At 34.4% G+C, this 22,441-nt stretch carries 22 protein-coding genes and 2 pseudogenes; 10 read left to right on the top strand and 14 right to left on the bottom strand.

Annotated elements, in window-relative coordinates; translation table 11 throughout:
* Nucleotides 1-9 precede the first annotated feature (9 nt).
* Nucleotides 10-132 carry a hypothetical protein gene (locus OPR21_RS00580; RefSeq protein ID WP_265030318.1) on the bottom strand — a complete coding sequence of 41 codons (123 nt, stop codon included), beginning with the start codon at nt 130-132 and terminating at the stop codon, nt 10-12.
* On the opposite strand from OPR21_RS00580, the gene OPR21_RS00575 reads away from it, so the two are divergent.
* The 4 genes from OPR21_RS00575 to OPR21_RS00560 all read left to right on the top strand — a co-directional run bounded on the left by OPR21_RS00575 (nt 74) and on the right by OPR21_RS00560 (nt 3,259).
* Nucleotides 74-517: a disulfide bond formation protein B gene (locus OPR21_RS00575; protein ID WP_320157061.1), complete on the top strand. Its 444-nt coding sequence runs from the start codon at nt 74-76 to the stop codon at nt 515-517. The two genes, OPR21_RS00580 and OPR21_RS00575, sit on opposite strands and share 59 nt — an antisense overlap.
* Nucleotides 492-1,034, top strand: a complete 543-nt coding sequence (locus tag OPR21_RS00570) for a demethoxyubiquinone hydroxylase family protein (protein ID WP_006279362.1) — start codon at nt 492-494, stop codon at nt 1,032-1,034. Before OPR21_RS00575 ends, OPR21_RS00570 begins: the two co-directional genes overlap by 26 nt.
* A 641-nt stretch (nt 1,035-1,675) precedes the next feature.
* Nucleotides 1,676-2,656 (top strand): phospho-N-acetylmuramoyl-pentapeptide-transferase, encoded by a 981-nt coding sequence (gene mraY, locus OPR21_RS00565; RefSeq protein ID WP_065094848.1) that lies wholly within the window; start codon nt 1,676-1,678, stop codon nt 2,654-2,656.
* A gap of 6 nt (nt 2,657-2,662) precedes the next feature.
* The gene (locus tag OPR21_RS00560) at nt 2,663-3,259 is read left to right on the top strand and encodes a ribonuclease HII (RefSeq protein ID WP_015589381.1); all 597 of its coding nucleotides are present in this window, start codon (nt 2,663-2,665) and stop codon (nt 3,257-3,259) included.
* 14 nt (nt 3,260-3,273) lie between these two features.
* On the opposite strand, the gene virB9 is transcribed toward OPR21_RS00560, so the two are convergent.
* The 3 genes from virB9 to OPR21_RS00545 form a co-directional block, all read right to left on the bottom strand.
* Nucleotides 3,274-4,059, bottom strand: a complete 786-nt coding sequence (gene virB9, locus OPR21_RS00555; RefSeq protein WP_006280053.1) for a P-type conjugative transfer protein VirB9 — start codon at nt 4,057-4,059, stop codon at nt 3,274-3,276.
* A 185-nt stretch (nt 4,060-4,244) separates the two neighbouring features.
* Entirely contained in the window at nt 4,245-4,700 is a 456-nt protein-coding gene (mlaD, locus tag OPR21_RS00550) for an outer membrane lipid asymmetry maintenance protein MlaD (protein ID WP_006280054.1), read from the bottom strand.
* A gap of 2 nt (nt 4,701-4,702) precedes the next feature.
* The gene (locus OPR21_RS00545; protein ID WP_006280055.1) at nt 4,703-5,017 is read right to left on the bottom strand and encodes an NADH-ubiquinone oxidoreductase subunit NDUFA12 family protein; all 315 of its coding nucleotides are present in this window, start codon (nt 5,015-5,017) and stop codon (nt 4,703-4,705) included.
* A gap of 64 nt (nt 5,018-5,081) precedes the next feature.
* Between OPR21_RS00545 and OPR21_RS00540 the strand changes: the two genes are divergently transcribed.
* The 3 genes from OPR21_RS00540 to purF are packed head-to-tail and all read left to right on the top strand — an operon-like array spanning nt 5,082 to nt 9,116.
* Nucleotides 5,082-6,548 (top strand): proton-conducting transporter transmembrane domain-containing protein, encoded by a 1,467-nt coding sequence (locus tag OPR21_RS00540; RefSeq protein ID WP_065094850.1) that lies wholly within the window; start codon nt 5,082-5,084, stop codon nt 6,546-6,548.
* Nucleotides 6,549-6,601: 53 nt separating this feature from the next.
* On the top strand, nt 6,602-7,705 hold the full coding sequence (rodA, locus tag OPR21_RS00535) for a rod shape-determining protein RodA (RefSeq protein ID WP_236515121.1): 1,104 nt from the start codon (nt 6,602-6,604) through the stop codon (nt 7,703-7,705).
* 25 nt (nt 7,706-7,730) lie between these two features.
* On the top strand, nt 7,731-9,116 hold the full coding sequence (purF, locus tag OPR21_RS00530; RefSeq protein ID WP_265029987.1) for an amidophosphoribosyltransferase: 1,386 nt from the start codon (nt 7,731-7,733) through the stop codon (nt 9,114-9,116).
* Between the two features lie 19 nt (nt 9,117-9,135).
* Here the strand turns inward: purF and OPR21_RS00525 are convergent, their stop codons facing one another.
* The 4 genes from OPR21_RS00525 to OPR21_RS00510 form a co-directional block, all read right to left on the bottom strand.
* Entirely contained in the window at nt 9,136-9,645 is a 510-nt protein-coding gene (locus OPR21_RS00525) for a DNA-3-methyladenine glycosylase (RefSeq protein WP_236515117.1), read from the bottom strand.
* A 732-nt stretch (nt 9,646-10,377) separates the two neighbouring features.
* Nucleotides 10,378-11,352: a Holliday junction branch migration DNA helicase RuvB gene (gene ruvB / locus OPR21_RS00520; protein ID WP_077188597.1), complete on the bottom strand. Its 975-nt coding sequence runs from the start codon at nt 11,350-11,352 to the stop codon at nt 10,378-10,380.
* The gene (gene ruvA, locus OPR21_RS00515; protein WP_077188598.1) at nt 11,349-11,921 is read right to left on the bottom strand and encodes a Holliday junction branch migration protein RuvA; all 573 of its coding nucleotides are present in this window, start codon (nt 11,919-11,921) and stop codon (nt 11,349-11,351) included. The genes ruvB and ruvA overlap by 4 nt, the downstream gene beginning before the upstream one ends.
* Nucleotides 11,922-12,783: 862 nt before the next feature.
* Nucleotides 12,784-13,113 (bottom strand): SWIM zinc finger family protein, encoded by a 330-nt coding sequence (locus tag OPR21_RS00510; RefSeq protein WP_077188599.1) that lies wholly within the window; start codon nt 13,111-13,113, stop codon nt 12,784-12,786.
* A 354-nt stretch (nt 13,114-13,467) separates the two neighbouring features.
* On the opposite strand from OPR21_RS00510, the pseudogene OPR21_RS00505 reads away from it, so the two are divergent.
* Both OPR21_RS00505 and OPR21_RS00500 read left to right on the top strand, forming a co-directional pair.
* Nucleotides 13,468-14,289: pseudogene (locus OPR21_RS00505) on the top strand (IS5 family transposase).
* Between the two features lie 37 nt (nt 14,290-14,326).
* Nucleotides 14,327-14,819: pseudogene (locus OPR21_RS00500) on the top strand (IS4-like element ISWosp8 family transposase); the annotation flags it as partial.
* 189 nt (nt 14,820-15,008) lie between these two features.
* On the opposite strand, the gene OPR21_RS00495 reads toward OPR21_RS00500, so the two are convergent.
* The 6 genes from OPR21_RS00495 to OPR21_RS00470 form a co-directional block, all read right to left on the bottom strand.
* On the bottom strand, nt 15,009-16,259 hold the full coding sequence (locus tag OPR21_RS00495; RefSeq protein WP_077188600.1) for a citrate synthase: 1,251 nt from the start codon (nt 16,257-16,259) through the stop codon (nt 15,009-15,011).
* A gap of 80 nt (nt 16,260-16,339) precedes the next feature.
* On the bottom strand, nt 16,340-16,609 hold the full coding sequence (rpsT, locus tag OPR21_RS00490; protein WP_006279236.1) for a 30S ribosomal protein S20: 270 nt from the start codon (nt 16,607-16,609) through the stop codon (nt 16,340-16,342).
* 51 nt (nt 16,610-16,660) lie between these two features.
* On the bottom strand, nt 16,661-17,386 hold the full coding sequence (locus tag OPR21_RS00485) for a lysophospholipid acyltransferase family protein (protein WP_006279235.1): 726 nt from the start codon (nt 17,384-17,386) through the stop codon (nt 16,661-16,663).
* Between the two features lie 55 nt (nt 17,387-17,441).
* Nucleotides 17,442-18,428: a tyrosine recombinase gene (locus OPR21_RS00480; RefSeq protein ID WP_265023569.1), complete on the bottom strand. Its 987-nt coding sequence runs from the start codon at nt 18,426-18,428 to the stop codon at nt 17,442-17,444.
* A gap of 365 nt (nt 18,429-18,793) precedes the next feature.
* Nucleotides 18,794-19,429: a DnaA ATPase domain-containing protein gene (locus OPR21_RS00475; protein ID WP_077188602.1), complete on the bottom strand. Its 636-nt coding sequence runs from the start codon at nt 19,427-19,429 to the stop codon at nt 18,794-18,796.
* Nucleotides 19,430-19,558: 129 nt separating this feature from the next.
* Nucleotides 19,559-20,623: an AI-2E family transporter gene (locus OPR21_RS00470; protein WP_077188603.1), complete on the bottom strand. Its 1,065-nt coding sequence runs from the start codon at nt 20,621-20,623 to the stop codon at nt 19,559-19,561.
* A 263-nt stretch (nt 20,624-20,886) separates the two neighbouring features.
* Between OPR21_RS00470 and OPR21_RS00465 the strand changes: the two genes are divergently transcribed.
* On the top strand, nt 20,887-22,080 hold the full coding sequence (locus OPR21_RS00465) for a bifunctional 2-C-methyl-D-erythritol 4-phosphate cytidylyltransferase/2-C-methyl-D-erythritol 2,4-cyclodiphosphate synthase (protein WP_077188604.1): 1,194 nt from the start codon (nt 20,887-20,889) through the stop codon (nt 22,078-22,080).
* Nucleotides 22,081-22,441: the final 361 nt, after the last annotated feature.

Here is a 22,441-nt window from a genome sequence, read left to right as displayed (position 1 = left end):
TACTCTGCTTTATACTTTCAGGGGTAATTTACTTAAAGTTATGTGTAATAATTCCAGAATTCCTGCAATCTTTCTGCTGTCGAGTGCCGCTGCTCTAATTTTTGCATATGTGCTAGAATATTTTTTCAACATGCTGCCATGCAAGTTATGTACATACGAGCGAATAGTTTACTATATCGCCGGATTACTTGCAGTAGCGTGCATGCTTAAAGACAACAAAATTCTAATCTATGCAATGTTTTGCAGCTACCTCATAGGTGCAGTAATATCTTTTTATCATGTAGGTCTTGAACTCCACTTATTTCATGATGTTTTAGGTTGTACAGAGCAAGCAAGTGGTAACGTTAGTATAGAAGAGCTCAGAAATAATCTACTAAATCCTAATTACTCTCCATCTTGTGACAGACCTCATTACGTTCTAGGTGTTTCCTTAGCAACATGGAATCTAATTTATCTCATAGTAGCTCTGTTCGTATCAGGTAAGGTGTATTGTGGAGAAAGAAAGAAATCTAAATAATTTAAGGTACAGCAACAATCAGTTCTTGCAACAGGCAATTAGAGTAGATCACGCTGGAGAATATGGAGCTATTTGCATTTATTCTGGTCAAAAATTTATTCTTAAGAAATCTTCTATAATCAATGAAATAATTGAAATGGAAGAGCAGGAAAAAAAGCATTTTCACTATTTTAATGAGAAAATCAAAGAGCAAAAAGTTCGTCCTACTGTTTTGTTGCCTGTTTGGCGTGTTTTAGGAGTGTCGCTTGGCGTTGCAACTGCCATTATGGGCAAAAAAGCTGCTATGGCTTGCACTGCTGCAGTTGAAGAAGTTATCGGGGAGCACTACAAAGAGCAAGTTTCACATTTAGAAGATGGGGAATTAAGAGAAACTATAAGTAAATTTCGCGACGAGGAGTTAGAGCACAAAGATATTGCAATTCAGCACAATGCTGAAAGCGCATTTGGCTACAACATTTTATCATCATTCATAAAAACAGGCTGCAAAACTGCTATTTACTTGTCTAAGTTAATTTAACTAAGCAGCTTTCTTAAAGTGTTTTAAATGTTCTGATAACAACAGAAACCAGGAAGGAATTCAAGTGTAACAATTATTTTATAACTATATTTACATATCACCATTATTAATAAATAATTAGTATTTGTAAATTAAATACATCTAAAGTATAGACTGCAAAGGAGGCAAAAGTGCGTTTTAATTTAGAAGAGGGAAATGCTCTTATGTAATACCTGCCACAGGTTCACAACTGTACGAACATTCATTTTTGAAGGTAAATTGCACAGCAAATGGTGTCATTCCAGTCTGTAATCCAGAAATTTTGCTTATAACTGAGCTGATAAGCTAAAGGTAATTGTCTTACACTAAAACAAACGTTTTTAATTAAGTTGCATAGAAACAGTGTCTGGGCACTGGGATGACACCCCACTGGTGGTCCAAACTACAACGTTCGTACAGTTGTGGATTCCAGACTGGGATGACACCCTACTGATGGGCCCAAATCACAATGTTCGTACAGTTGTGGATTCCAGACTGGGATGACACCCTACTGATGGGCCCAAATCACAATGTTCGTACAGTTGTGGGTCAGGCTATAGGATGACAGAAGTTGACTTTATTAGCTATAGGTGGTATGACACTTAGTCAATTTAAGTAAGCAGATGATCTTAGCTACAAAAGTATTTTTTACCTCATTTGTTTTTGGGTTTATTCTTTTTCCCTATTTTATAAAGCTTCTAAAAAAAATAAGCAAAGATGGGCAACCAATTAGATCATGTGGACCAGAAAGTCATTTAATAACAAAAAAGAATGTACCACCTATGGGCGGAATAATAATACTGATTTCTTCTTTATTACCAATTTTACTCTGGGCTCAGTTAACACCAGAAATTTTGCTGCTGATATTGATAACTCTATTTTTTGCTCTACTTGGATTTATTGATGATTATTTAAAATTGAAGACAAATCACTATCGAGGTTTAAGTGCAAAAACCAAAATACTTATTCAGTTTATTGTTGCTCTGGTTGGTGTGTTTATACTTAAGCTATACTCTGCTGAAGGTTTTACAAAAACGTCCCTATTTAAAGGAGTAATAATAGATTTTGGCTATCTATATGTTCCGTTTGCTGCGTTTGTAATTGTCGGCTCTTCTAATGCTGTGAATCTCACAGATGGTTTGGATGGCCTTGCTGCAACTCAAGTTATCACTTCCTTTGCTTTTTTGGGGCTAATTGCATATATAACTCAGGCAGATATGAATATTACTTTATTCTGCATTGCATTTATAGGAGCTATTCTAAGTTTCTTGTGGTTTAACACACATCCAGCAAAAATATTTATGGGTGATGTTGGTAGCTTGTCGGTAGGTGCGGCTTTAGGGTTAACTAGTGTCCTAATTAAAAGAGAAATGCTTTTTGCCATTATTGGAATAATCTTTGTAATAGAGACTCTATCTGTTATTATTCAGATATCATATTTTAAATATACAAAGTTTAAATATGGAGAAGGAAAAAGAGTTTTTCTTATGGCACCAATACATCATCACTTTGAGAAGAAGGGATGGTCAGAAAATGCAATCGTTATGAAATTTTGGATAATTTCTATTATCTGTTCAGTTTTTACTATAACTTTCTTATTATAAAAACCTATGAAATACCCAGACTTTACATTAGAAAATAAATTATCAGGAGTGATAGCAGGAGTGGATGAAGTTGGAAGAGGTCCGCTAGCTGGTCCAGTAATATCCGCAGCCGTAGTGTTTATTGATAGAAATACAATTATTGATGGAATCAACGACTCGAAAAAGTTGACTCCTCAATGTAGGCAAGTCCTATATGAAAAAATAATATCCGTTGCAAAATTTGGTATAGGAATGGCAAGCGTAGAAGAAATAAATTCATACAATATCTTGCAAGCAACAAAACTTTCAATGAAACGTGCGTTGATAGACTTGGACCTAGAGTTAGATTATGTGCTAGTTGATGGTAATCAACCACCTGAAGTGAAATGGCAAGTGAAATCCATAGTAAATGGTGATAATTTGAGTACATCAATTGCAGCAGCTTCAATCGTTGCAAAAGTTACGAGAGATCGGCTTATGCAAGAATTGCACAATAAGCATCCTGAATATAATTGGTATAAAAATAAAGGATATGGGACAAAAGAGCACCTTAACGCTATTGGCCTTTATGGAATTACAGAACATCATAGAAAAAACTTTGCACCCATATCTCGGGCATTATAGCCTTTAGATAGTAATCACTTACCTTTTTTGAAAGGCATGTTTTCATTAAATAGGCAAACTGTACTCGATCCATTCCTTAAGGTAAATACTGAACTTACCCTTTCGATTATCAGATAGGTGTCAACTGTACGGAAATTTACTAAAGACTCATATCCTGCAGAATCAACCATAAAAACTGCCGGGAAATCAGAGTTTATTTTATTGAATTGTAGATATGTAAATTTTCCATCATCAAAAACCTTGATTGGTATTATTGACTGACTGCCTTTAACGTGCGAGATGGAATAATTAAAATTTAAACCCTTCTTTACAACTTCAATATCGTTTATATCAGGAATAATGGTATGACTAGCTTGTTCGAGGATATCACCGTTATTTGTTGTGTAAATCTCATCACTGCTAAATAGTGGATAAAGAAACCTTACTTCATATGCTAATCTTGGATCATCTAGTCCAGTTGCTTCTTCAGCATGAAGTTCAAAGTAATAAACTCTTTTATTGGTAATTATAGTTGCGTTGGTATCGGCAATATCATCTATAGGCTTAATAAACAATCTGTTACCTTGAGGAAGGAGTTGCCAACCAGTTGAATCACCCATTGAAAGGTTTTGTATTACCTCCCCTGGTTCAAACAATATACTGGACTGATAACCATAAAAACCCGTATACTTATGTATAGCCTGTGGGTTATAATTTATTACCTTTATGTGATTATCTCCAGCTATTGAACGTGGCTCCTGTTTTGCAAGTGCATCACTACCACAGAGGAACAATAGTACGGCAAACAGTAAACCAATCATAATATCAAAATGAATTAATCTTCATTTTATCATTAATAGACATGCACTGCAACTGTTAAGGCACTTTCTATACTATAAACCCCAAAGCAAGCGGTAGAAAAGGCAAGAAATAAGGCAAACTCCTTAAATACTTTAGAACTACAGGAGGCTTTACCTGAACGGATATACTTGGAATCCTGCCATTTTCACTTTATAAACATACCAAGAATTCTGTCCATTATTCCACCCATATTTGCTTCAGCTTGAGTATACTCTATTTTACCACCATGCAAGATTAGTTTAATATCTGATCCAGGTGATATATTAACAAATTTACTGCCAACAACTCCACTGCTAGTGATCAGAGCTGAACTATCAATTGGCAATTTTATGTCTTTGCTTATACACATATCGATTCGTGCTACGTAGGTAGCTTTGTCAAGTGATACACCAGTTATGCTTCCAACATCTACACCAGAGATCTTGACACTATCACCAACTCCTATACCGTTAGCGTTAGCAAAAAGACCATATATTTTATAGCAATCCTTATAGTTTTTCTTTATGTAAGATAGCTTATCAATAGCAAAGAAAATCAGAAAAATAGTAAAAATTAATACAAATAATCCAGCGGTTATTTCAAGTATATTTGACCTTCGCATCTTTAGTTATCAGGACTCCAGCTTTTATAGTAATTTTTCACTTTTTGGTTTGGATAGTATGCATTTTTTGTACCCGTTAAATTAGGAGTATGTTTTACTTTTCTTTTTTTATTATTAACTGGTACTACATTATCAGTATAGTGAAGCCATATATGCCATTCCGGAGGCACTGTTGTAGGCTCAGAAACACTGCTATACATAACCCACCTTTTTCCTTTACTTGATTCATAGTAAGAATTTCCATTTTCATCTCTTCCTACAAATTTATCTTCTCTTCGTAATAGGCGTTTTATTGCATTACAAATTTTAGATAACATAAGGGTATTAAAACAAAAAGTATTATATATACTAATACTTTAACGATATATTAACAACAATTTAATGCAATTACCAATCTTACAAGTTATTATCCCAATAATTGCATCAATGTTTTGCTTTCTTGCCAAGAAACACAAGGTATCTTGGTTTATTTCTTTTATTGCAACAACAATCACTCTTATCATTTCATCAATACTACTCATTAAAACATATAAAGGTGAAATTATAACTTATCACCTTGGAAATTGGGCTCCTCCGTATGGAATAGAGTTAAGAATCGACGTGTTAAATTCCTTAATTCTAACCCTAGTGAATTTTATAGCGCTGATTAGTGTGCTTTATAGCTTTTATATTAACGAAAAAGAGATTAGCAAAAACAAAATCACTGGTTTTTACTCTCTATTTCTACTGTGCTTAAGCGGACTGCTCGGGATTCTAGTAACAAACGACATATTTAACCTTTACGTTTTCTTGGAAATTTCATCTCTTTCTTCTTATGTATTAGTTTCAATGGGAAGGGATAAAAAAGCCTTGGTTGCAGCATTTGAATATCTAATTAGTGGAACAATAGGTGCAACATTTTATTTATTTGGCATCGGGCTCTTGTATTCAATGACTGGAACGCTCAATATGTCTGACATGGCTGAAAGAATAGTTCCATTATACGATAACAACATCATAAAACTTGGCACGTTGTTCATTTTTGTTGGTCTCTCAATCAAAATGGCACTGTTTCCATTAAGCAGGTGGCTGGTTAATGCATATAGTGAGGCGCCAAGTTTCATTAGCATATTCTTTTCAGGCACAGTGACAAAAGTGATGATATATGTTTTCATCAGAATCTTTTATACTGTTTTTCATCAAAATTTTTTCTTGTTTAAGCCGCTACTGGACAATGTGATAATTATCCTCGCACTTTGCGCTATTGTATTTGGGTCGATATTTGCAATAACCGCAAAAGACATAAAAAGACTGCTTGCTCACTCTAGTATTAGCCAAATTGGTTATATAATTTTAGCACTGAGTTTTAACTCAAAAACAGGTGTATTTGCAGCAATTCTTCACATAGTAAACCACAGCATAATAAAAACATCTTTATTTATGGCTGCAGGATGTATTTCTTACAAATTTGATACAACAAAAATAGAGAATTTATCGGGACTCAAGAAATCAATGCCTTATACAGCACTTGCGTTCACTCTACTCAGTTTAGCATTAATCGGTGTGCCTTTAACAAATGGCTTTGTAAGCAAGTGGTATATAATGAAAGCAATTATCGAATCTCGCGCGTGGATTTCCCTGATAGCTTTTGCTGCCGGTTCTTTTCTTGCACTAATATACATGTGGAAGATGGTAGAGAAAATGTATTTTGAAAATGATGCAACGTCACGCACTAGAATGACACTAGGCAAAATTAATGATGTGCCATTTCCTATGCTTTTCTGTCTATTGTTTATGGCAGCTTTAACAGTAGTAACTGGAATATATAGCACTCCAATTCGGTTAGTAGTTGAGAAGTTGGTTTTTTGATTTTTATCTTTGTTTCATATTTTACTATACTTTAAGGTTATAAGGTCTTTATTGTGGGTAGGCTGAAGAAGATTCATTGGTTATTAGTCATTAACGTGATAGCGCTGTTTTGCGTTGGCATTGTTGTTCAATACTCTTCTGCTGGAGGAAAGTGGGTGCCATTTGCGATTCACCAACTGGTCATATTTTCCTTCTTTTTCCTACTCGCTATAGCTATGTCATTCATAGAGCTAGATTTTTATTTGAAGTACGCCTACTTTTTTTATATAGCAGCAGCGATTTCACTATTAGCAGTAAATTTTTTTGGCTCACACATAATGGGTGCAACAAGGTGGATAAGAATTGGATCAATTAGTTTGCAACCATCAGAATTTGCAAAAGTAGGCTTAATACTTGCGCTTGCTCGCTATTTTGATAAGCAGAGTGTATATAAAATGATGGAATTTAAAAGATTGCTTAAGGCACTTATAATTATTTTCTTACCCGTGTTCTTGGTGTTAAAGCAACCTAATTTAGGCACAGCTATGATAATGTTATTTATAGGGATGTCAATTATATTCACAGCAATAATAAAAAGATCTCATTCGATAATATGTGGAACGCTTGGCATTTTTGCAGTACCAGCTATTTGGCCTTTTTTACGTCCTTATCACAAGCAAAGGATATTGTCATTTTTGGATTCATCAGTGGATCCACTTGGAATAGGTTATAATGCGCAGCAATCTCAGATAGCTATTGGTTCAGGAGGTTTACTTGGTAAGGGCTTTGTTAACGGAAGTCAAACTCAACTTGGATTTTTGCCGGAGAAACGTACGGATTTTGCTTTTGCAGTGCTGAGTGAGGAGTGGGGCTTTTTAGGTAGCATGGCTTTAATTTTGCTTTATACCTCATTACTTGGAATAATTTTCTCTATCGCTTATAGGTCGAAAAATTATTTTTCTAAGTCGGTATCTATCGGCATTTTCTCCTTTTTTAGTGCTCATTTCTTTATAAACATCGGAATGACAATGGGCCTCTTACCTGTGATAGGCGACCCATTGCCATTTCTGTCCTATGGAGGAAGTACAACTGCCGCAAGCTTAATATGCATAGGATTATTGCTGGCAATAAAAGCAGATGAACAACAAAATGCTTGTATTTTACCTATGCTAAAGTAAAATTAAATTTTACTTAATAGTTTTTATGCTAGATGAAATGCGTGAGGAGTGTGGGGTATTTGGTATAAGTTGCAACCAAAGTGCTGCTTTTAACTCTATACTTGCTCTCCACGCTTTGCAGCATAGAGGTCAAGAGTCTTTTGGCGTAGCAACCAGTAACAACGATAAGCTGCACTCTTATCACTTTCAAGGTCAAGTGAGCAGCGTATTTGATGATATAGATGAAATAAAGAAATCCTTACCTGGAGATTGTGCAATAGGTCATGTTCGATACTCAACAAGTGGTAGTAAATTTGGAGTGCAGCCCATGTTTGGCAAAAGTGGCAAATTTGGGGATTTTGCCATAGCACATAATGGTAATTTAATTAATATTTCTCCGATACGCGAACAATTAATTAAACAAGAGTGTGTTTTTCAGTCAGATATTGACACAGAAGTAGTAGTACATCTGACAGCAAGCGGTGAAAAAGATAGCTTCTTAGAGAGTTTTATATATGCATTAAAGCAAATACAAGGTGCTTATTCTTTTGTGGCAATCAATCAAGAAGTAGTTATTGGAGTACGTGATCCATCTGGAATCAGGCCTCTTGTTTTAGGAAAGTTAAACGGTTCTTACGTTCTTGCATCTGAAACTTGTGCTCTTGATATAGTAAATGCAGAGTTTGTTAGAGAAATAGAACCAGGCGAATTAGTTACCATCAGTTTGGATAGTAAGCTAGCCTCAATGTTTCCTTTCCCACAGCAAAAATCAAGTTTTTGTATTTTTGAATACGTTTACTTTTCGAGACCAGACAGCATAATGGAGAATAGGTCTATATACGATACAAGAAAAGAAATAGGAAGAATACTTGCGAAGGAAAGTCCACCAAAAAACAATGTGGATATGATTGTACCAATACCTGATTCTGGAATACCTGCAGCTATTGGATATGCAAAGCATTCAGGGTTACCTATGGAACTGGGAATCATTCGTAATCATTACATAGGAAGAACTTTTATACAACCAACCGCTGAAGTACGTAAAGTTAGAATAAAATTAAAATTCAATGCTAATAAGCACACTTTGAAAGGTAAAAACATAATTTTAATAGATGATAGTATAGTGCGTGGTAGTACGTTAACAAATATAATAGTTATGCTAAAGGATGCAGGAGTAAAAGAGATTCACCTCAAAATTTCAAGCCCACCAATTAAGCATTCTTGTTTTTATGGAATAGATACGCCAGAGTGCAAAGATTTATTTGCAGCAATTAAATCTGTAGAGGAAATTAAGGAAATTATAGGAGTAGATAGCCTAGCCTTCTTGAGTATTGATGGACTATATCAGGCTGTTAAAGGAGAGGTGCGTAACAATGCTACACCACAATATTGTGATGCTTGTTTCACTGGTGATTATCCGATTGGCAAATAGTCTACGCAAGGTCTTAAGTTTAGAAAATCTTAAACCGCCAAAATTTCTCTTGGCCTTTACTAATTCCGATTCTCGGAGTGCAAATATAACCTGGTTTGAGGTGGGATTCATAAACACAAAATTCGTGGCTTATAGTAAGGTCCTGTTTGTTATGTTCTTTTGTAATATTTAATCTTTTGCACAATATTCCTGGTCCACCTAAATTTGCTTCAAGTGGTTCAATAAGCTTTAATCCCCGTATTAACACTGCTGCTGGGAACCCTTCTGCTTCTGTTACAATGTTTAAACAGTAGTACATTCCATATATAAAATATACGTACGAAAACCCCGGCACACCAAACATTACTGAGGTTCGATTAGTATAGCCTCTTGCCGCATGACAAGCTGGGTCATTCATTCCTATATAGGCTTCAACTTCGGTTATTATTCCACTAAAGTTAGAAAATTTCAGCATCTTTCCTAGTAACTCCCCGGCTACAACCAAAGTTGGGCGTTCGTAGAAATTTCTTGGCAGTATTGTGCTACCCATTTTTTATTTTTGTTCTGAGGTTCTATATAGAATTCAGTTTAAGAATTTCTGGATCCCAGTGTCAAGCACTGGGATGACAAGAGGGGAGCTACTTGAATGACAAGAAAATGGTACTGGCATAATAAGAAAGAAACACTGAGATGGTGAAAGAAAGAATATACGCGAGCAGCACCCATAGGGTAGCGCGTGACGCTGGAATGGCTTTGTTGCATCGCTAGCTATGATGGATTAAAGATAAAAAAGATAGGGAATATCAGTAGCTTATTATTCTGGTATTTATAACAAGAACGGTCAATGAATACCTAAATTTGAGTAAAAGAAATTTCACTACCATTTACCAATCCGGCTAAAATTCAAGAATTTCAATGCTTTAGCTATTTTCAATAGAATTAAATTTATTAATATAAATAACAAATTACTATTCTTAAATTTGATCAGATTGATTGCAAAAAAACAAGATTTTCAATAGGTTGCTTATAATCCTAACTATAGTTAGCCTTTCATAAGTAGCGATGCAACAAAGCCCGCTGGAATCCAGTTTTTTCCTATTACCACAAACCGTAGCTTCATTAGTTAGAATAGCATAACTAGCGAGTACGAAACGGAGAAGTTTTAATTTGAACTACAGTTTCAGTGCTATTTAACATATATGCCTTCATACGCAAAAATGCCAGTATATGATATTATGCCAATCAATATATAATTGAATTATGGTAGAAAAGCTCTCTAATATTAAAGGCTCAAATACTCCTTTGCTTGGTCAGTTAAAACGCGTCCTCTTGGTGTGCGCTTTACAAAACTAATTTTGATTAAATAAGGTTCTACTGTTTCTTCAATATTGCCAACATCCTCAGATAGTGCAATAGATATAGTGTCAATTCCAACAGGTCCTGAGGTGTTGAATAAAAATCTTAGATAATTCATATCAAGTTTATTGAGTCCCATTTTATCTACACCCAATTTTAGTAATACAGAATCAGCGACTTCATAAGTGATTTTTTTATCATCTTTCACTTCAACAAAATCCCTTATTCTTCTGAGTAACCTCAAAGCAATTCTTGGAGTGCCGCGCGCACGGCAGGCAATTTCCCGTGCTGCATCCTCTTCAATTTCAGCAGAAAGAACTCTTGCGCCTCTTTTTATAATATTAACCAGCTCCTCAAAGGAATAAAACTCAAGATGCAAAGGAATGCCAAAACGATCTCTGAGTGGCGCAGAAAGTAATCCAAGCCGTGTTGTTGCTCCAATTAGCGTAAATGGTGGTAGATCTATCCTTAAAGTGCGAGTAGATGGGCCTTCACCTACTAATATGTCCAGGCAGAAATCTTCCATAGCAGTATATAAAACTTCTTCAATGCTGCGATTTAATCTATGGATTTCGTCGATAAATAGGACATCTTTTGCATTTAAAGTGGTAAGCACTGCGGCCAAGTCTCCAGCTTTACTAAGTAAAGGACCAGAAGTTGCGCGAAAGCTAACTCTTAATTCTTTAGAAACAATTTGTGCTAAAGTTGTTTTGCCAAGCCCTGGAGGACCGTACAATAAGACGTGATCTAAAGCTTCAGTTCTCGTCTGTGCAGCGTTTATAAACACTTTTAAATTTTGTATTAAGTCTTTTTGTCCGACAAAATCATCAAGTTGTTCAGGTCTGATGTTGATATTGCGCGCATCTTCAGTATATTCTTTACCGCACGATATTGATTTCATAATGTTGAGAGCTCCTTAAGCGCCATGCGAATAATATCCTTAGTGTCCAGATTTGGCCTGTATTTTTTTATCGTATCATAAGCTTTCATTTTTTCATACCCAAGATTGATCAATGCTGAAAGGGCATCTTCATTGATTGGATGAAAATTATTGTTATTTATTTCTAGTTTACTCACTTTGCCACTCAATTCAGTGATGATTCGATTTATGAGTTTCAGGCCAAGTCCACTCATCTTGAGTGTTACTTTATCCTCATTCATAATTGCCAAAAATAGCTGTTCTGGAGTTAATTTGCCCAAAATTGACATTGCAGTTTTATAGCTAACGCCGCTTACTTTGACAAGCAACCTCAAGCACTGCTGTTCTTCTTCGCTTATAAAACCATATAGCTGAGCGACATTTTCTCTGTTATTTGCATAGGTTTCGATAAGTAATTTAACTCTACTTCCGATGGAACATGCATTTAAAGTTTTGGCAGAAAGGTGCACTATATAGCCAACATCATTCACGTTCAGGATTATGTGATCACTGCGCACTTCATCAACTATTCCGCTTAGATTTCCTATCATTTTTAGCACTGTATAGGGTTCAGTTTAAATACTCCTGGATCTTAGGTCAAGCAAACGAACATTATAACAGGGAAACGTGGCTAAAAAACCACTTGACAAACTCCGCCAGCCCCCTTATCATAAACACTGAAGCTATTTATTTATCTTCTCTGTACAGATTAAATGACAAAAAAACTCACGTATCTGGCGTATCATGTTTAATTTTTTGCACTATGTGCACCTTATGTCTTATAAAATTTCTACCTACATAAGCTGAAACGCGCTTATAAAGCGTTTAAAACATAAAAAAACGCCAACTTAAAAAATGGATAGTGAATAACTAGCTACCCTAGGGTTTCTTTTGCCTTTTTTTCTGTTTAGTAAATTTCTTAACGTTTATAATTTAGATTAGTTGCGGTTTAAAAGTAGCTGAATCGCGGTTATTAAGTGTTTAGAATAAAAAAACGCCATACTTGAAAGTATAATGTAAGTAATTAGCCAATCATGGGGCTTTTTTTGCCTTTTTTTTCGTTTGGTAAATTTCTTAATGTTTATAGCTAAACGACAACCGTCATCCCGCTGCTTGTTAGCGGGATCTATGCTAAGAGATACCGCGGATGAATCGCGCGGTATGACGGTTCGTGGTGGCATCTCGTCATCCCGCTACGTGTTAGCGGCTAAGAGATACCGCGGCGGTATGACGTCTTAGCCATAGATTACCTGATCTCACCATCTTTCCGGTTGTTTTATACATAATTCTCGGATTTTGAAAGTTCACTTTGAATAAATTGCTCATATTCTTTATCCTCTAGTTCTTCAAAAATCTCAGGATAATGTTTACTGGAACGAGTAATTATTGAAATTAGCTCTTGCTTTGTTTTTCTTAGTAAAACCTTTCAAAGAGAGTCTGTTCATCTGGGCGCGTAGACGATCGATACTCCTTTCTATCAAGTGCAACCAAAGCAAAACCTGTTGCAGCCATATGCTTACATGGATCATAATACACAAATGCAGGACAGGAACATGTTCCACTCAAAAGAGGACCATCGTGCTTTAGTGTTACTCGATATACATTTGATCCAACTACCTTTGATTTAGCTTGAGATTCATTAACAGATATAATCTGTACCTTTCTTTTGTCAAAATAATCCCTTCCTCTGGAGCGGTAGGGTTCTTTGATAAGACCTGTGATATCTTTATAATACAGTCTCATTTTTACCTCCTTTAAAACCCTCAATTTTCTAATATATCCTTTCTTCCATAAAAATTTATTAACTCACCACGACTTTTATATGGCCCTGCGGACAATTTTATAGTGCTATAGCTAACTCAAGAAAGGTTTCCCTACGTCATACCGCGATTCATTCCATCACTGTATGAACATTCATTTTTGAAGGTAAATTGCACAGCAAATGGTGTCATGAAAGTAGCTGACACTGGAATCCAGCCTTGCCGTAATCTCATCAAGAACGTTGTGTTTTAACATAAAACGGCTACTTTTATACTTAGAGGTTGTCCACAAACCAAGGAATACGTAGTATATAAAGAAAGAATATTGAGGTAAGAGATGAGGAAAAAATATCCAACAGATTTAAGTAAAAGGGAATGGGCAAGAATAGAAAAACACTTCAGAGTATCGTACAAGAAAGGAGGAAGGCCACCAAAATACAGTAAGTGTGAGATAGTAAATGCAATTCTTTATATACTGCGCACAGGATGTCAATGGCGCTATTTACCACACGATTTTCCGCCGTGGAAGGCTGTGCATGAACAGTTTAGAAGATGGAAAAAGCAGGGAATTTTTGAGAAAATGAACTATGATATCACTAAATATAGTAGGTCAAAAATGGGAAGCCGAGCGCATGCATAGTGGACAGTCAATCGGTAAAACCACGGAAAAAGGGGGGGCAAAGGTTATGATGGTGCGAAAAAGGTAAAGGGGAGAAAAAGACATATAATCACAGATACTCAAGGATTTGTGCTTGGTTGCTATGTAGGAGCTGCAAGCGAAAATGACAGAGATGGGGTGAAGATGGCATTGGACAATATGAAGGAAAAATACAGCAATATTAAGAAAATGTGGGCTGATATGGGATACCAAGGAAAAGATTTAAAGGATTACGTAAAGAGAGAATATGGGATAGATATTGAAATTGTCAAAAGGCCTCCATGTAGGTTTTGGGTGCATAAAGATACACCACTAGAACTATTGCCACAACGGGATCCTGGATTTTCAGTACAGCCGAGAAGGTGGGTGGTAGAGAGGACTTTTGCTTGGATCAATAGAAATAGAAGGCTATCAAAGGAGTACGATTTACTTACAACATCTACTGAAAGTTTCATATATCTGGCTATGAGTAAAGTTATGTTAAGTAGGGAATATGCTTGATTTACTGGTTTGTGGACAACCTCTAAGCTATGGGAACGCTGGCGCATTAGATTTTGATTTTATATTAGAAAATGAAAAGCTAAAAAATAAAATGAAAGGACAGAAAGTAAGAGTTATAGTGCTGACATTAGCCAACTGAGAAACAGAGTTTTTGACCGAGATTTTGGAGCAAAGCTTATGTGTTAAGGTGGCACATAGAGGAAACGACTCAAAGTAGGAGCAGAGTTAGAGAATTTTTCTGGAGAGGCTGTATTACAAGAATTTTGGGCAAACTTGGTCATGTGCAATATATTATCGCTTCATATGTGTGATGCACAAGGGCCTTGGAACCCAGATCAAATTACTGAGTATCGTTTAAATTTTTCAGTTTTATTTAGTGTAATGAGACAGAAACTCTATCAGGTACTTATTGCACCAAAAAACTTTCAAGCCCTTTTTAAGTATACGCGCTAAAGTTAAAATCCGACCGGGACAGCCGCAATAAAGTAGATAAGCCTAAACGCCATCATGTCTTTAGGAGAGTTTGCTAATGAAAGTTCTTAAGTTGACGCCATTGGCTGAACGGATACGGAATGACACCATCCTTTTTTTTGGATTCCAGACTGGAATGACACCTCTGGACACTTCCGTCGTAAAGGAACCAGTGTCAGCTACTCGGATGACACCTTTTTTCTACTTAGTTTGGGTTATGCAAGAAGTCTAATGAAGTGAAAATAAATTTATTTACCAAAATAGAGTTGCCTTGGTCTACAGATCTTAGTTTCTTTATCATTTATCATTTCATACCACTGAGTAACCCAACCAGTGGTTCTTGCAAGTGCAAAAATAGGCGTGAACATATTTGAGGGAATATCGATAGCATTCATTATTATACCTGAGTAAAAATCAACATTTGGATATAACTTACGCACAATAAAATATTCATCCTTTAAAGCTATTTCTTCAAGTTTTTTTGCAATTTTAAGCAGTTCATTATTTTGTTCTAGTTTACTTAGAACCTCATGGCAAGCGCCTTTCAATATACGCGCGCGCGGATCATAATTTTTATAAACACGATGTCCAAATCCCATCAATTTAAATGGATCTTTATCATCTTTAGCTTTTTCGATGAATTTATCTATATCTCCACTTTGCTCTATCTCTTTTAGCATATTTATAACTGCCTCATTAGCTCCACCATGTGCTGGTCCCCAAAGTGTAGCAACTCCTGCAGAGAGGCTTGCAAACAGATTAGAACCAGCCGATCCCACCAATCTGACAGCCGCCGTAGAAGCATTCTGTTCATGATCAGCATGGAGAGTAAATATTTTATCCAGAGCTTTTGCAAAAAGGGTGCTTTTATCATTATCAACAGCATCGCCAAATATCATCTTTAAGAAATTTTCACTGTAACTTAATTCATTGTTAGCATTTATGAATTCCTGATTGTTGATATGCCTATAAATCATTGCAATAATTGTGGAAACTTGCGCTATTGCAGAAATTCCAAAATCTAGATCTTCACCATTGATATTGTTGCCATGCTTTTCATGGTAAGATGCTGACAAACTTGCAAAACATGCAACTAAGATTGACATAGGGTGAGCAGTTTTTGGAAATGCTTTAATTACATTTGTAACTTGCTCTGATACTTTGGATGATTCTTGTATTTTGAGAAGAAATTTTTTGTGTTGCTCTGAACTGGGTAATTCACCATAGAGCAATAAATAAATCACAGCAGTAAAATTATTATTCTCTGCCAAATCAGCTATATTATGTCCCCTATATTTAAGAACTCCTTCATCTCCATCAATGAATGTAATTGTAGAAGAGCATGAAGCTGTAGAAACAAACCCTGGATCGTAAGTGAATAATCCTGTCATCTTATATAAATCCTTGATATTTAACACATCAGGACCTGTTGTTCCGCTTAATACAGGTAGCTCGATTTTTAATCCATTACTTAGTTCTAATAGCACTTTTTTATCCATCACTTAAGCTACTTAAATTTTATACAGAATATACAAACTGAGGAGTATATATTAATACAGTTAACTTTACATTAACCGTATTAAGCGGTCATCAATGCTTTTACTTTTGCATTTAAGCGACTTATTTTACGCGCAGCAGTATTCCTATGAATAACACCTTTATTCACACACTTGTGTAAATTAGATTCAGCATTCCGAAATGCCAGAACAACATTTTCTTTGTCGCCAGACTTGATTATATCAACCAATTTTCTAATAGCGGTGCGAGTTTTACTTTTCCGCATCTTATTTATTAAAGTGCGTTTTGCTATTACCTTTATCATTTTTTTAGCACTCTTATGATTTGCCATATATTAATACCTAAAATACTGTACTTTCCTTTTAATTATAAAGTTTTTTTGTTAATTTGCAATATCAGTTTTTTCTATGGTTAATCTACTGCTTCTCTCTTCAATAATTTTTTCTAAACTTTGCAAGAATTCATTTTTGTTTAACCCAGAATATATTGGGGGCAATATTTCTATTACTGCCTTTCCGGGATTTTTTCTCAGAGAAAGTATGCTTTTTGGCCAAAACAAACCAGTGTTTAAAGCAACCGGTAACACAGGAACAGATAATACGCTATATAAAGCAGCAATACCTGGTTGATATTTTATATTTTGGTTTATAGTTGTTCTTGTACCTTCAGGAAATATTATTATGCTTCTATTTTCTTTTATACGCATTTTTGCTAGTTTGATTATATGGCGTATAGAACTGATACCATCTGAACGGTTAATAAAAATCATTTTCAGCGCTATAAGATGCAAACCAATGAATGGAATCCATTTCAATTCACGTTTTAAAATAAAAACCGCTTTTCTAAATAGTAGTATAAAAATAAATGTTTCAAATGGAGATTGGTGTTTAGATGCAATGATAAAAGGTTGCTTAGGGATGTTTTCCATTCCCCTCACTTCATATTTAATGCCACATAATAAACGCAGCATGAATAATACAACTCTCACCGAACAGACGAGGAAAATGGTTATTACACACTCAGAAAAGAAAATTACAGGGAGAGTAATGAAAGTATAGAATACCTCCCATAATATAAGAAAGAAATTAAACAATAAACTTGAAATCACAAACTCACATAAATTTATTTAAATTTAACTTTATTACAAATTAAAAACAATAAATTTAATTATTGATCATCTGAGTAATAGGATGCGAATCAGCTAATTTGTCCTTTAACTTTTCGTTAGCAATATGAGTATATATTTGTGTTGTAGAAAGGTTAGTATGGCCAAGAACTTTCTGTATCAACACAATATTTGCTCCGCTATCCAGTAGATGGGTAGCAAAAGAATGCCTAATCACGTGTGGAGAGATCTTATTTTCATCAATATTGCATTTTCTTGCTAACTCCTTCATTAATTGACCGACCCTCTGCCTTGTAATTGGTTTATTAGGTTTATCACCTGGGAATAGCCAATCAGACTCCTTTCTGTTAGAGAGCAGATTGTCACGAACTGATAAATAATTTCTAAGGCTCTGCAATGCTTGTTCATTAAAAAGAATTTGCCTCTCTCTACCACTTTTTCCTTTTATTATTATATAGCATTCTTTGTTATTACTGTTTATTAAATGCGACACTTCACATAATTTCATACTAATTAGTTCAGAAACACGCATTCCAGAAGAGTAAAGGATATCTAAAATCGCACATAGCCTTTTACTGCTTATCTCTTTATTCGATTCGCTTGCTGATTTTCTCACTGCGTCCATTAGCAAAAATATTTCTTCGACACTTAAATACTTAGGCAAAGGACGAGAAACTTTTGGATTCTTTAATTCAGCATCATTAGCCGGCGCTGGATTAAAATCTATTATTCCGTCATTAAATAGACACTTATAGAAATTTTTCATAGCGGATATTTTTCTTGATATAGAGCTACTTTTATATTTTTTTTGTGTACATAAAGATTTCACATAATCTTTAATATTGGTTTTGTTTACACCAACCAAGGTAGTGCCGCTTTCCAATAAAAATTCTTCAAACTGGTGTAAATCCGAACGATAACTTTCCAGAGTATTTTGTGTAGCGGACCTCTCTGAAGCTAAAGCATCTATGTAATATGTTATGTAAAGATTTTCTTTTTTATTTTGCGACTGTTTATTTTTCATTATCAGCTCCTATATTTATTTCTTTGGCTATAATTTGATTAGAAGTGTTCCCTGTGTTTCTTATGAGAAAATATGAGACAAATAAAGCATTTATCAATAGAGTGAACATCACAAACTTTTGCTTTAACCTTTTTCTTAAATTTAATCTTACTCTTATCATAGTTAAATTATAACGTTAAATCTATAAAAAACACCTTATAAAGTGAGCTCTACTATAAATATAGAATACTTCTTAGCTGTATCTATCTATATTTATTATAACATAACATTGATTATAATTCTAACATGGACAGATAGAGATTTCAATTACGTTAGTGTTATGGGTGTTAATAAATTTTTAATATACACCTTTACAAAAGAAGAAATCAAATGGCATCTTTTTTTAATAAAGTGCTAATAAAAGGAACGGTCACATTCGACCCTATAGATTCATTATCTATCTTCTCTATAATTTTATCAATGCTATAGAAAGAACGTTCTATTCTTGCTAAAATATAATTAATCACTTTTAAATCAATTTTTAACTGTTTATCTGAAAATCGTTTTATTAGCATAATTCTTAATAATTCCTCGCTTGCAGGCAAAATTTTTACGCTGATAGTTGATAATATTCGAGAACTTAAATCTCTTAATTTGAAGTTAAGCTTTTTTGGTGAAATTGAAGAAGTGATTAGCAGCCTCTTGTCACTTTCTTTCATGTAATTGTAACAATGTAATAACATTGCTTCATCTTTAATGTTTTGTACGTCTTCTAAAATAAAAGCATCGCTATACCTAATCTCGCTTACGAAGTTATTCACATTGATAAAAATTGCATCGTTTATTGATTGCCAAATATGAGCAAGATGAGTTTTACCGGAGCTTTTAGGTCCAAAAAGAATCAGACATTTCCAAGATAAATCATTAACTACCGAATTATACACGTGCTTATTTTCATCTAAGACGATGTAATTCTGCCGACTATAATCAGCTTGATTGTTGTTAAATAAATTTAATTGCACGTTGAACCTCTTACGTAACCTCTTTCTGGTAGTAATTTTTGCGCAGAAATTTACTTACGCTCCTCAAATGTGTCAGGTATTCTGGGCTCATTTCTCCTCTTACCATAAATTGATTATGCAAAAGGTCTGTTAGCCGTTTTTATAAAGCTCACTTTTAAAATATTTATTGATTGCATATTCTACTGATACATTGAACATTGCTATTATTGGAATAAAAAGTAATATACCTATAAATCCAAAATATGAAGCGCATATAGTAATTCCCAGAATAATTACAGTTGGATGTATATGAACTTTTTTTCCTATTAATAAAGGAACTAATATGTTTGAATCTATTAATTGCCCAACACCAAATAATAGCAAAACAGCAGCACTTTCAAACCATCCACTAAATTGAGTGATAGCGCTCAAAAACCCAATAATGGTATATAATAATGGCCCTACGTAAGGTATGAACGTTAACATTCCTGATAAAATTCCAATAACAATAGAGTGTTTCAATCCGATTATGCTCAGGCTTACAGAGTAAAAGATCATCATGACAATACATACATTTACCTGCCCCTTTAGATAATTAGATATAATGAAATCCACTTTGAAAAAATAATCTGCAATTTTTCCCCTGTAAGGAATAGGGATTAATTTATTAGCTTTTTCTATAATTAAAGGCCAATCACGTAATATATAGAAAAACACTACAGGAGTAATCACCATTAATGATACCGTGTTAAAGCTTGAACTTAACACTTGGATTATAAAGTTACTAGCAATATCAAGAGCATTCATGAAATAAGATACATAGTTGCTGTAATTTTCTGCTAGATTTTTAGATAAGTGATCAAATAAGCTATCCTCGATTTTTATATTAAGAAATTCTAATACAGAGGGGATTACTTTAAGCTCTAATGAAGGCACTTTACTCACTAAGAAATTTAATATTGAAGTAATTTGAACATATATAATAGGTAAAACAAATGTTATGACTAGTATAAAAGCTATTAATAAAACAAGTATTATAAAAATTACAGAACATGAACGTGGTATTCTATACTTTTCAAACTTAATTACTAGCGGATTAAACAAATATGCAATAATAATAGATATTAAACATGGAAAAATCATAGTACGCATCAGGAATAACATCCCTATTATAAAAAGCAGTATGAAACAAATAGTTATATGACGTTTTTGCATGTGTTTAGCATAGCTAATTTACTGAAAAATATGCAATTTATTTTTCCTATGTTGAAAGTATTTTACGATTTGTAATACTATCGTTTTTTACTAAAATTTAGTTGTTTAATCCGCAGGCAAAGATAGATTTTGAGCTCTCTAAATATCTCTTTTGCTATTATAATTATGCTAGTTAATAGGGGAAGTAACTTTTATATGATGTCAGAAATTTTATTTTTCGGAAAGAATCTTGGATAGAGAGGAAAGCTTCTACAAAAAGAAATATGTGCGCTAAGAAATACAAAATAGCAGCATTAATAGTTGCAGCGGGAGTAGGCAGTAGATGCAATTCTACGATTCCTAAGCAATATATAAAACTGGCAGGTAAATCTGTTTTATTTCATACAATTAAAAGATTTCTGGCTAACCAATATATAGATTACATAAGAATAGCAATTAATAGAGACCATGAAAGTTTCTATGAGAAAGCTATATCACTAATTACAGACACTAAATTACTAAGCCCTGTATACGGAGGAGAAAACAGGCAAAGTTCAGTTAAACTAGGGCTTGAAAGCTTACAAAAAGTTAACCCAGATTTTGTAGTTATACACGATGCTTGTAGGCCTTTTGTGTCAGATGTTCTGATAGATAACTTGGTTGAATCTATGATTAATGATCAATATACAGGAGTAGTTCCAGCAATAGAAGTTGAAGACACTATGTCATTGGTGAGTAATAGTTTTATTGAATCTACGATTTCAAGAGGAAAGCTCAGAGCCATACAAACCCCTCAAATTTTTAATTTCAAAGAATTATTATCATGCCATCAATCAGTCAAAGAATTTACTGACGATTCATCACTAATGGTAGAGCACAAAAAACATGTTGCGATTATTAAAGGTGAGAAAAGCAATTTTAAGTTAACCACAAAAGAGGATATCAATATGGCAAAGCTTCTTTTTGAAGAGCCAAAATTTCGTGTCGGAGCCGGTTATGATATACATAAGTTCATTAAAGTTCAAAATGGTGCTGAAAGCTTTATAAAAATTTGCGGTGTGAAAATTGAACACAACATGGCAATAGAAGCGCACTCTGATGGTGATGTTGCAATACATGCAATCGTTGATGCAATACTCGGAGCACTGGGATGTGGCGACATAGGAGAGCACTTTCCTCCTAGTTCCTCTGAATGGAAAGATTGCAATTCATCTCACTTTCTTGACTTTGCTGCTAAAAAAGCAAAAGAAAAAGGGTACAGCGTGTCTAATTTAGATATTACTATAGTTTGTGAAGAGCCTAAAATATCGCCTTACAAAGTAGAAATGAAGAAATTCATATCAAAAGCATTAGAAATTGATGATGAATTTGTAAATATCAAAGCAACCACTGCAGAGAAATTAGGTTATATTGGAAGAAATGAAGGAATAGCAGTGCATGCTTCTGTGTTATTGCATACAAACTTTTATTGGGAATAGAAACGAAAAAACTTACTTGACACCCTTCGCCAGTCCCCTTATCATGAAACTGAAGCTATTTATTTATCTTCGCAATCTGTGCAGGTTAATGACAAAAAACTTAGGGTATTTGGCGTCTCATGTTTAATTTTTCGCACTACGTGCATCGCATGTCTTTAAAAATTTTTAGGTTTTTACCTATATAAGCCGAAACGCGCTTACAAAGCGTTTAAGACAGCAAAAAACGTCAAATTGACAAGGGAGAATTTGAATGCTAGCTACTACGGGGTTTCTTTGCCTTTTTTCCTGCTTAGTAAATTTCTTAAACACTTGCGGTGTAGGTTAGTTGCAAGTTAAAAGCAGCTAAATCGCTCTTAATCAA

Origin of the sequence: Wolbachia endosymbiont (group A) of Philonthus cognatus (genome assembly GCF_947251755.1) — a bacterium.
Classification (GTDB): Bacteria; Pseudomonadota; Alphaproteobacteria; order Rickettsiales; family Anaplasmataceae; genus Wolbachia; species Wolbachia pipientis.
Note: the sequence above shows the minus strand (reverse complement) of the source record. Positions and strands in the feature narration are given on the sequence as shown.

Excerpts from the sequence above, each read along its gene's own strand:
- OPR21_RS00580 (WP_265030318.1), bottom strand. The coding sequence starts at position 132 with ATGTTGAAAAAATATTCTAGCACATATGCAAAAATTAGAGCAGCGGCA.
- OPR21_RS00470 (WP_077188603.1), bottom strand. The coding sequence starts at position 20,623 with ATGCAAAAACGTCATATAACTATTTGTTTCATACTGCTTTTTATAATA.
- ruvB (WP_077188597.1), bottom strand. The coding sequence starts at position 11,352 with ATGAAATCAATATCGTGCGGTAAAGAATATACTGAAGATGCGCGCAAT.
- mlaD (WP_006280054.1), bottom strand. The coding sequence starts at position 4,700 with ATGCGAAGGTCAAATATACTTGAAATAACCGCTGGATTATTTGTATTA.
- OPR21_RS00465 (WP_077188604.1), top strand. The coding sequence starts at position 20,887 with ATGTGCGCTAAGAAATACAAAATAGCAGCATTAATAGTTGCAGCGGGA.
- OPR21_RS00560 (WP_015589381.1), top strand. The coding sequence starts at position 2,663 with ATGAAATACCCAGACTTTACATTAGAAAATAAATTATCAGGAGTGATA.
- virB9 (WP_006280053.1), bottom strand. The coding sequence starts at position 4,059 with ATGATTGGTTTACTGTTTGCCGTACTATTGTTCCTCTGTGGTAGTGAT.
- purF (WP_265029987.1), top strand. The coding sequence starts at position 7,731 with ATGCTAGATGAAATGCGTGAGGAGTGTGGGGTATTTGGTATAAGTTGC.
- OPR21_RS00510 (WP_077188599.1), bottom strand. The coding sequence starts at position 13,113 with ATGAGACTGTATTATAAAGATATCACAGGTCTTATCAAAGAACCCTAC.
- mraY (WP_065094848.1), top strand. The coding sequence starts at position 1,676 with ATGATCTTAGCTACAAAAGTATTTTTTACCTCATTTGTTTTTGGGTTT.
- ruvA (WP_077188598.1), bottom strand. The coding sequence starts at position 11,921 with ATGATAGGAAATCTAAGCGGAATAGTTGATGAAGTGCGCAGTGATCAC.
- OPR21_RS00525 (WP_236515117.1), bottom strand. The coding sequence starts at position 9,645 with ATGGGTAGCACAATACTGCCAAGAAATTTCTACGAACGCCCAACTTTG.
- OPR21_RS00545 (WP_006280055.1), bottom strand. The coding sequence starts at position 5,017 with ATGTTATCTAAAATTTGTAATGCAATAAAACGCCTATTACGAAGAGAA.
- OPR21_RS00480 (WP_265023569.1), bottom strand. The coding sequence starts at position 18,428 with ATGAAAAATAAACAGTCGCAAAATAAAAAAGAAAATCTTTACATAACA.
- OPR21_RS00540 (WP_065094850.1), top strand. The coding sequence starts at position 5,082 with ATGCAATTACCAATCTTACAAGTTATTATCCCAATAATTGCATCAATG.
- rpsT (WP_006279236.1), bottom strand. The coding sequence starts at position 16,609 with ATGGCAAATCATAAGAGTGCTAAAAAAATGATAAAGGTAATAGCAAAA.
- OPR21_RS00495 (WP_077188600.1), bottom strand. The coding sequence starts at position 16,259 with ATGGATAAAAAAGTGCTATTAGAACTAAGTAATGGATTAAAAATCGAG.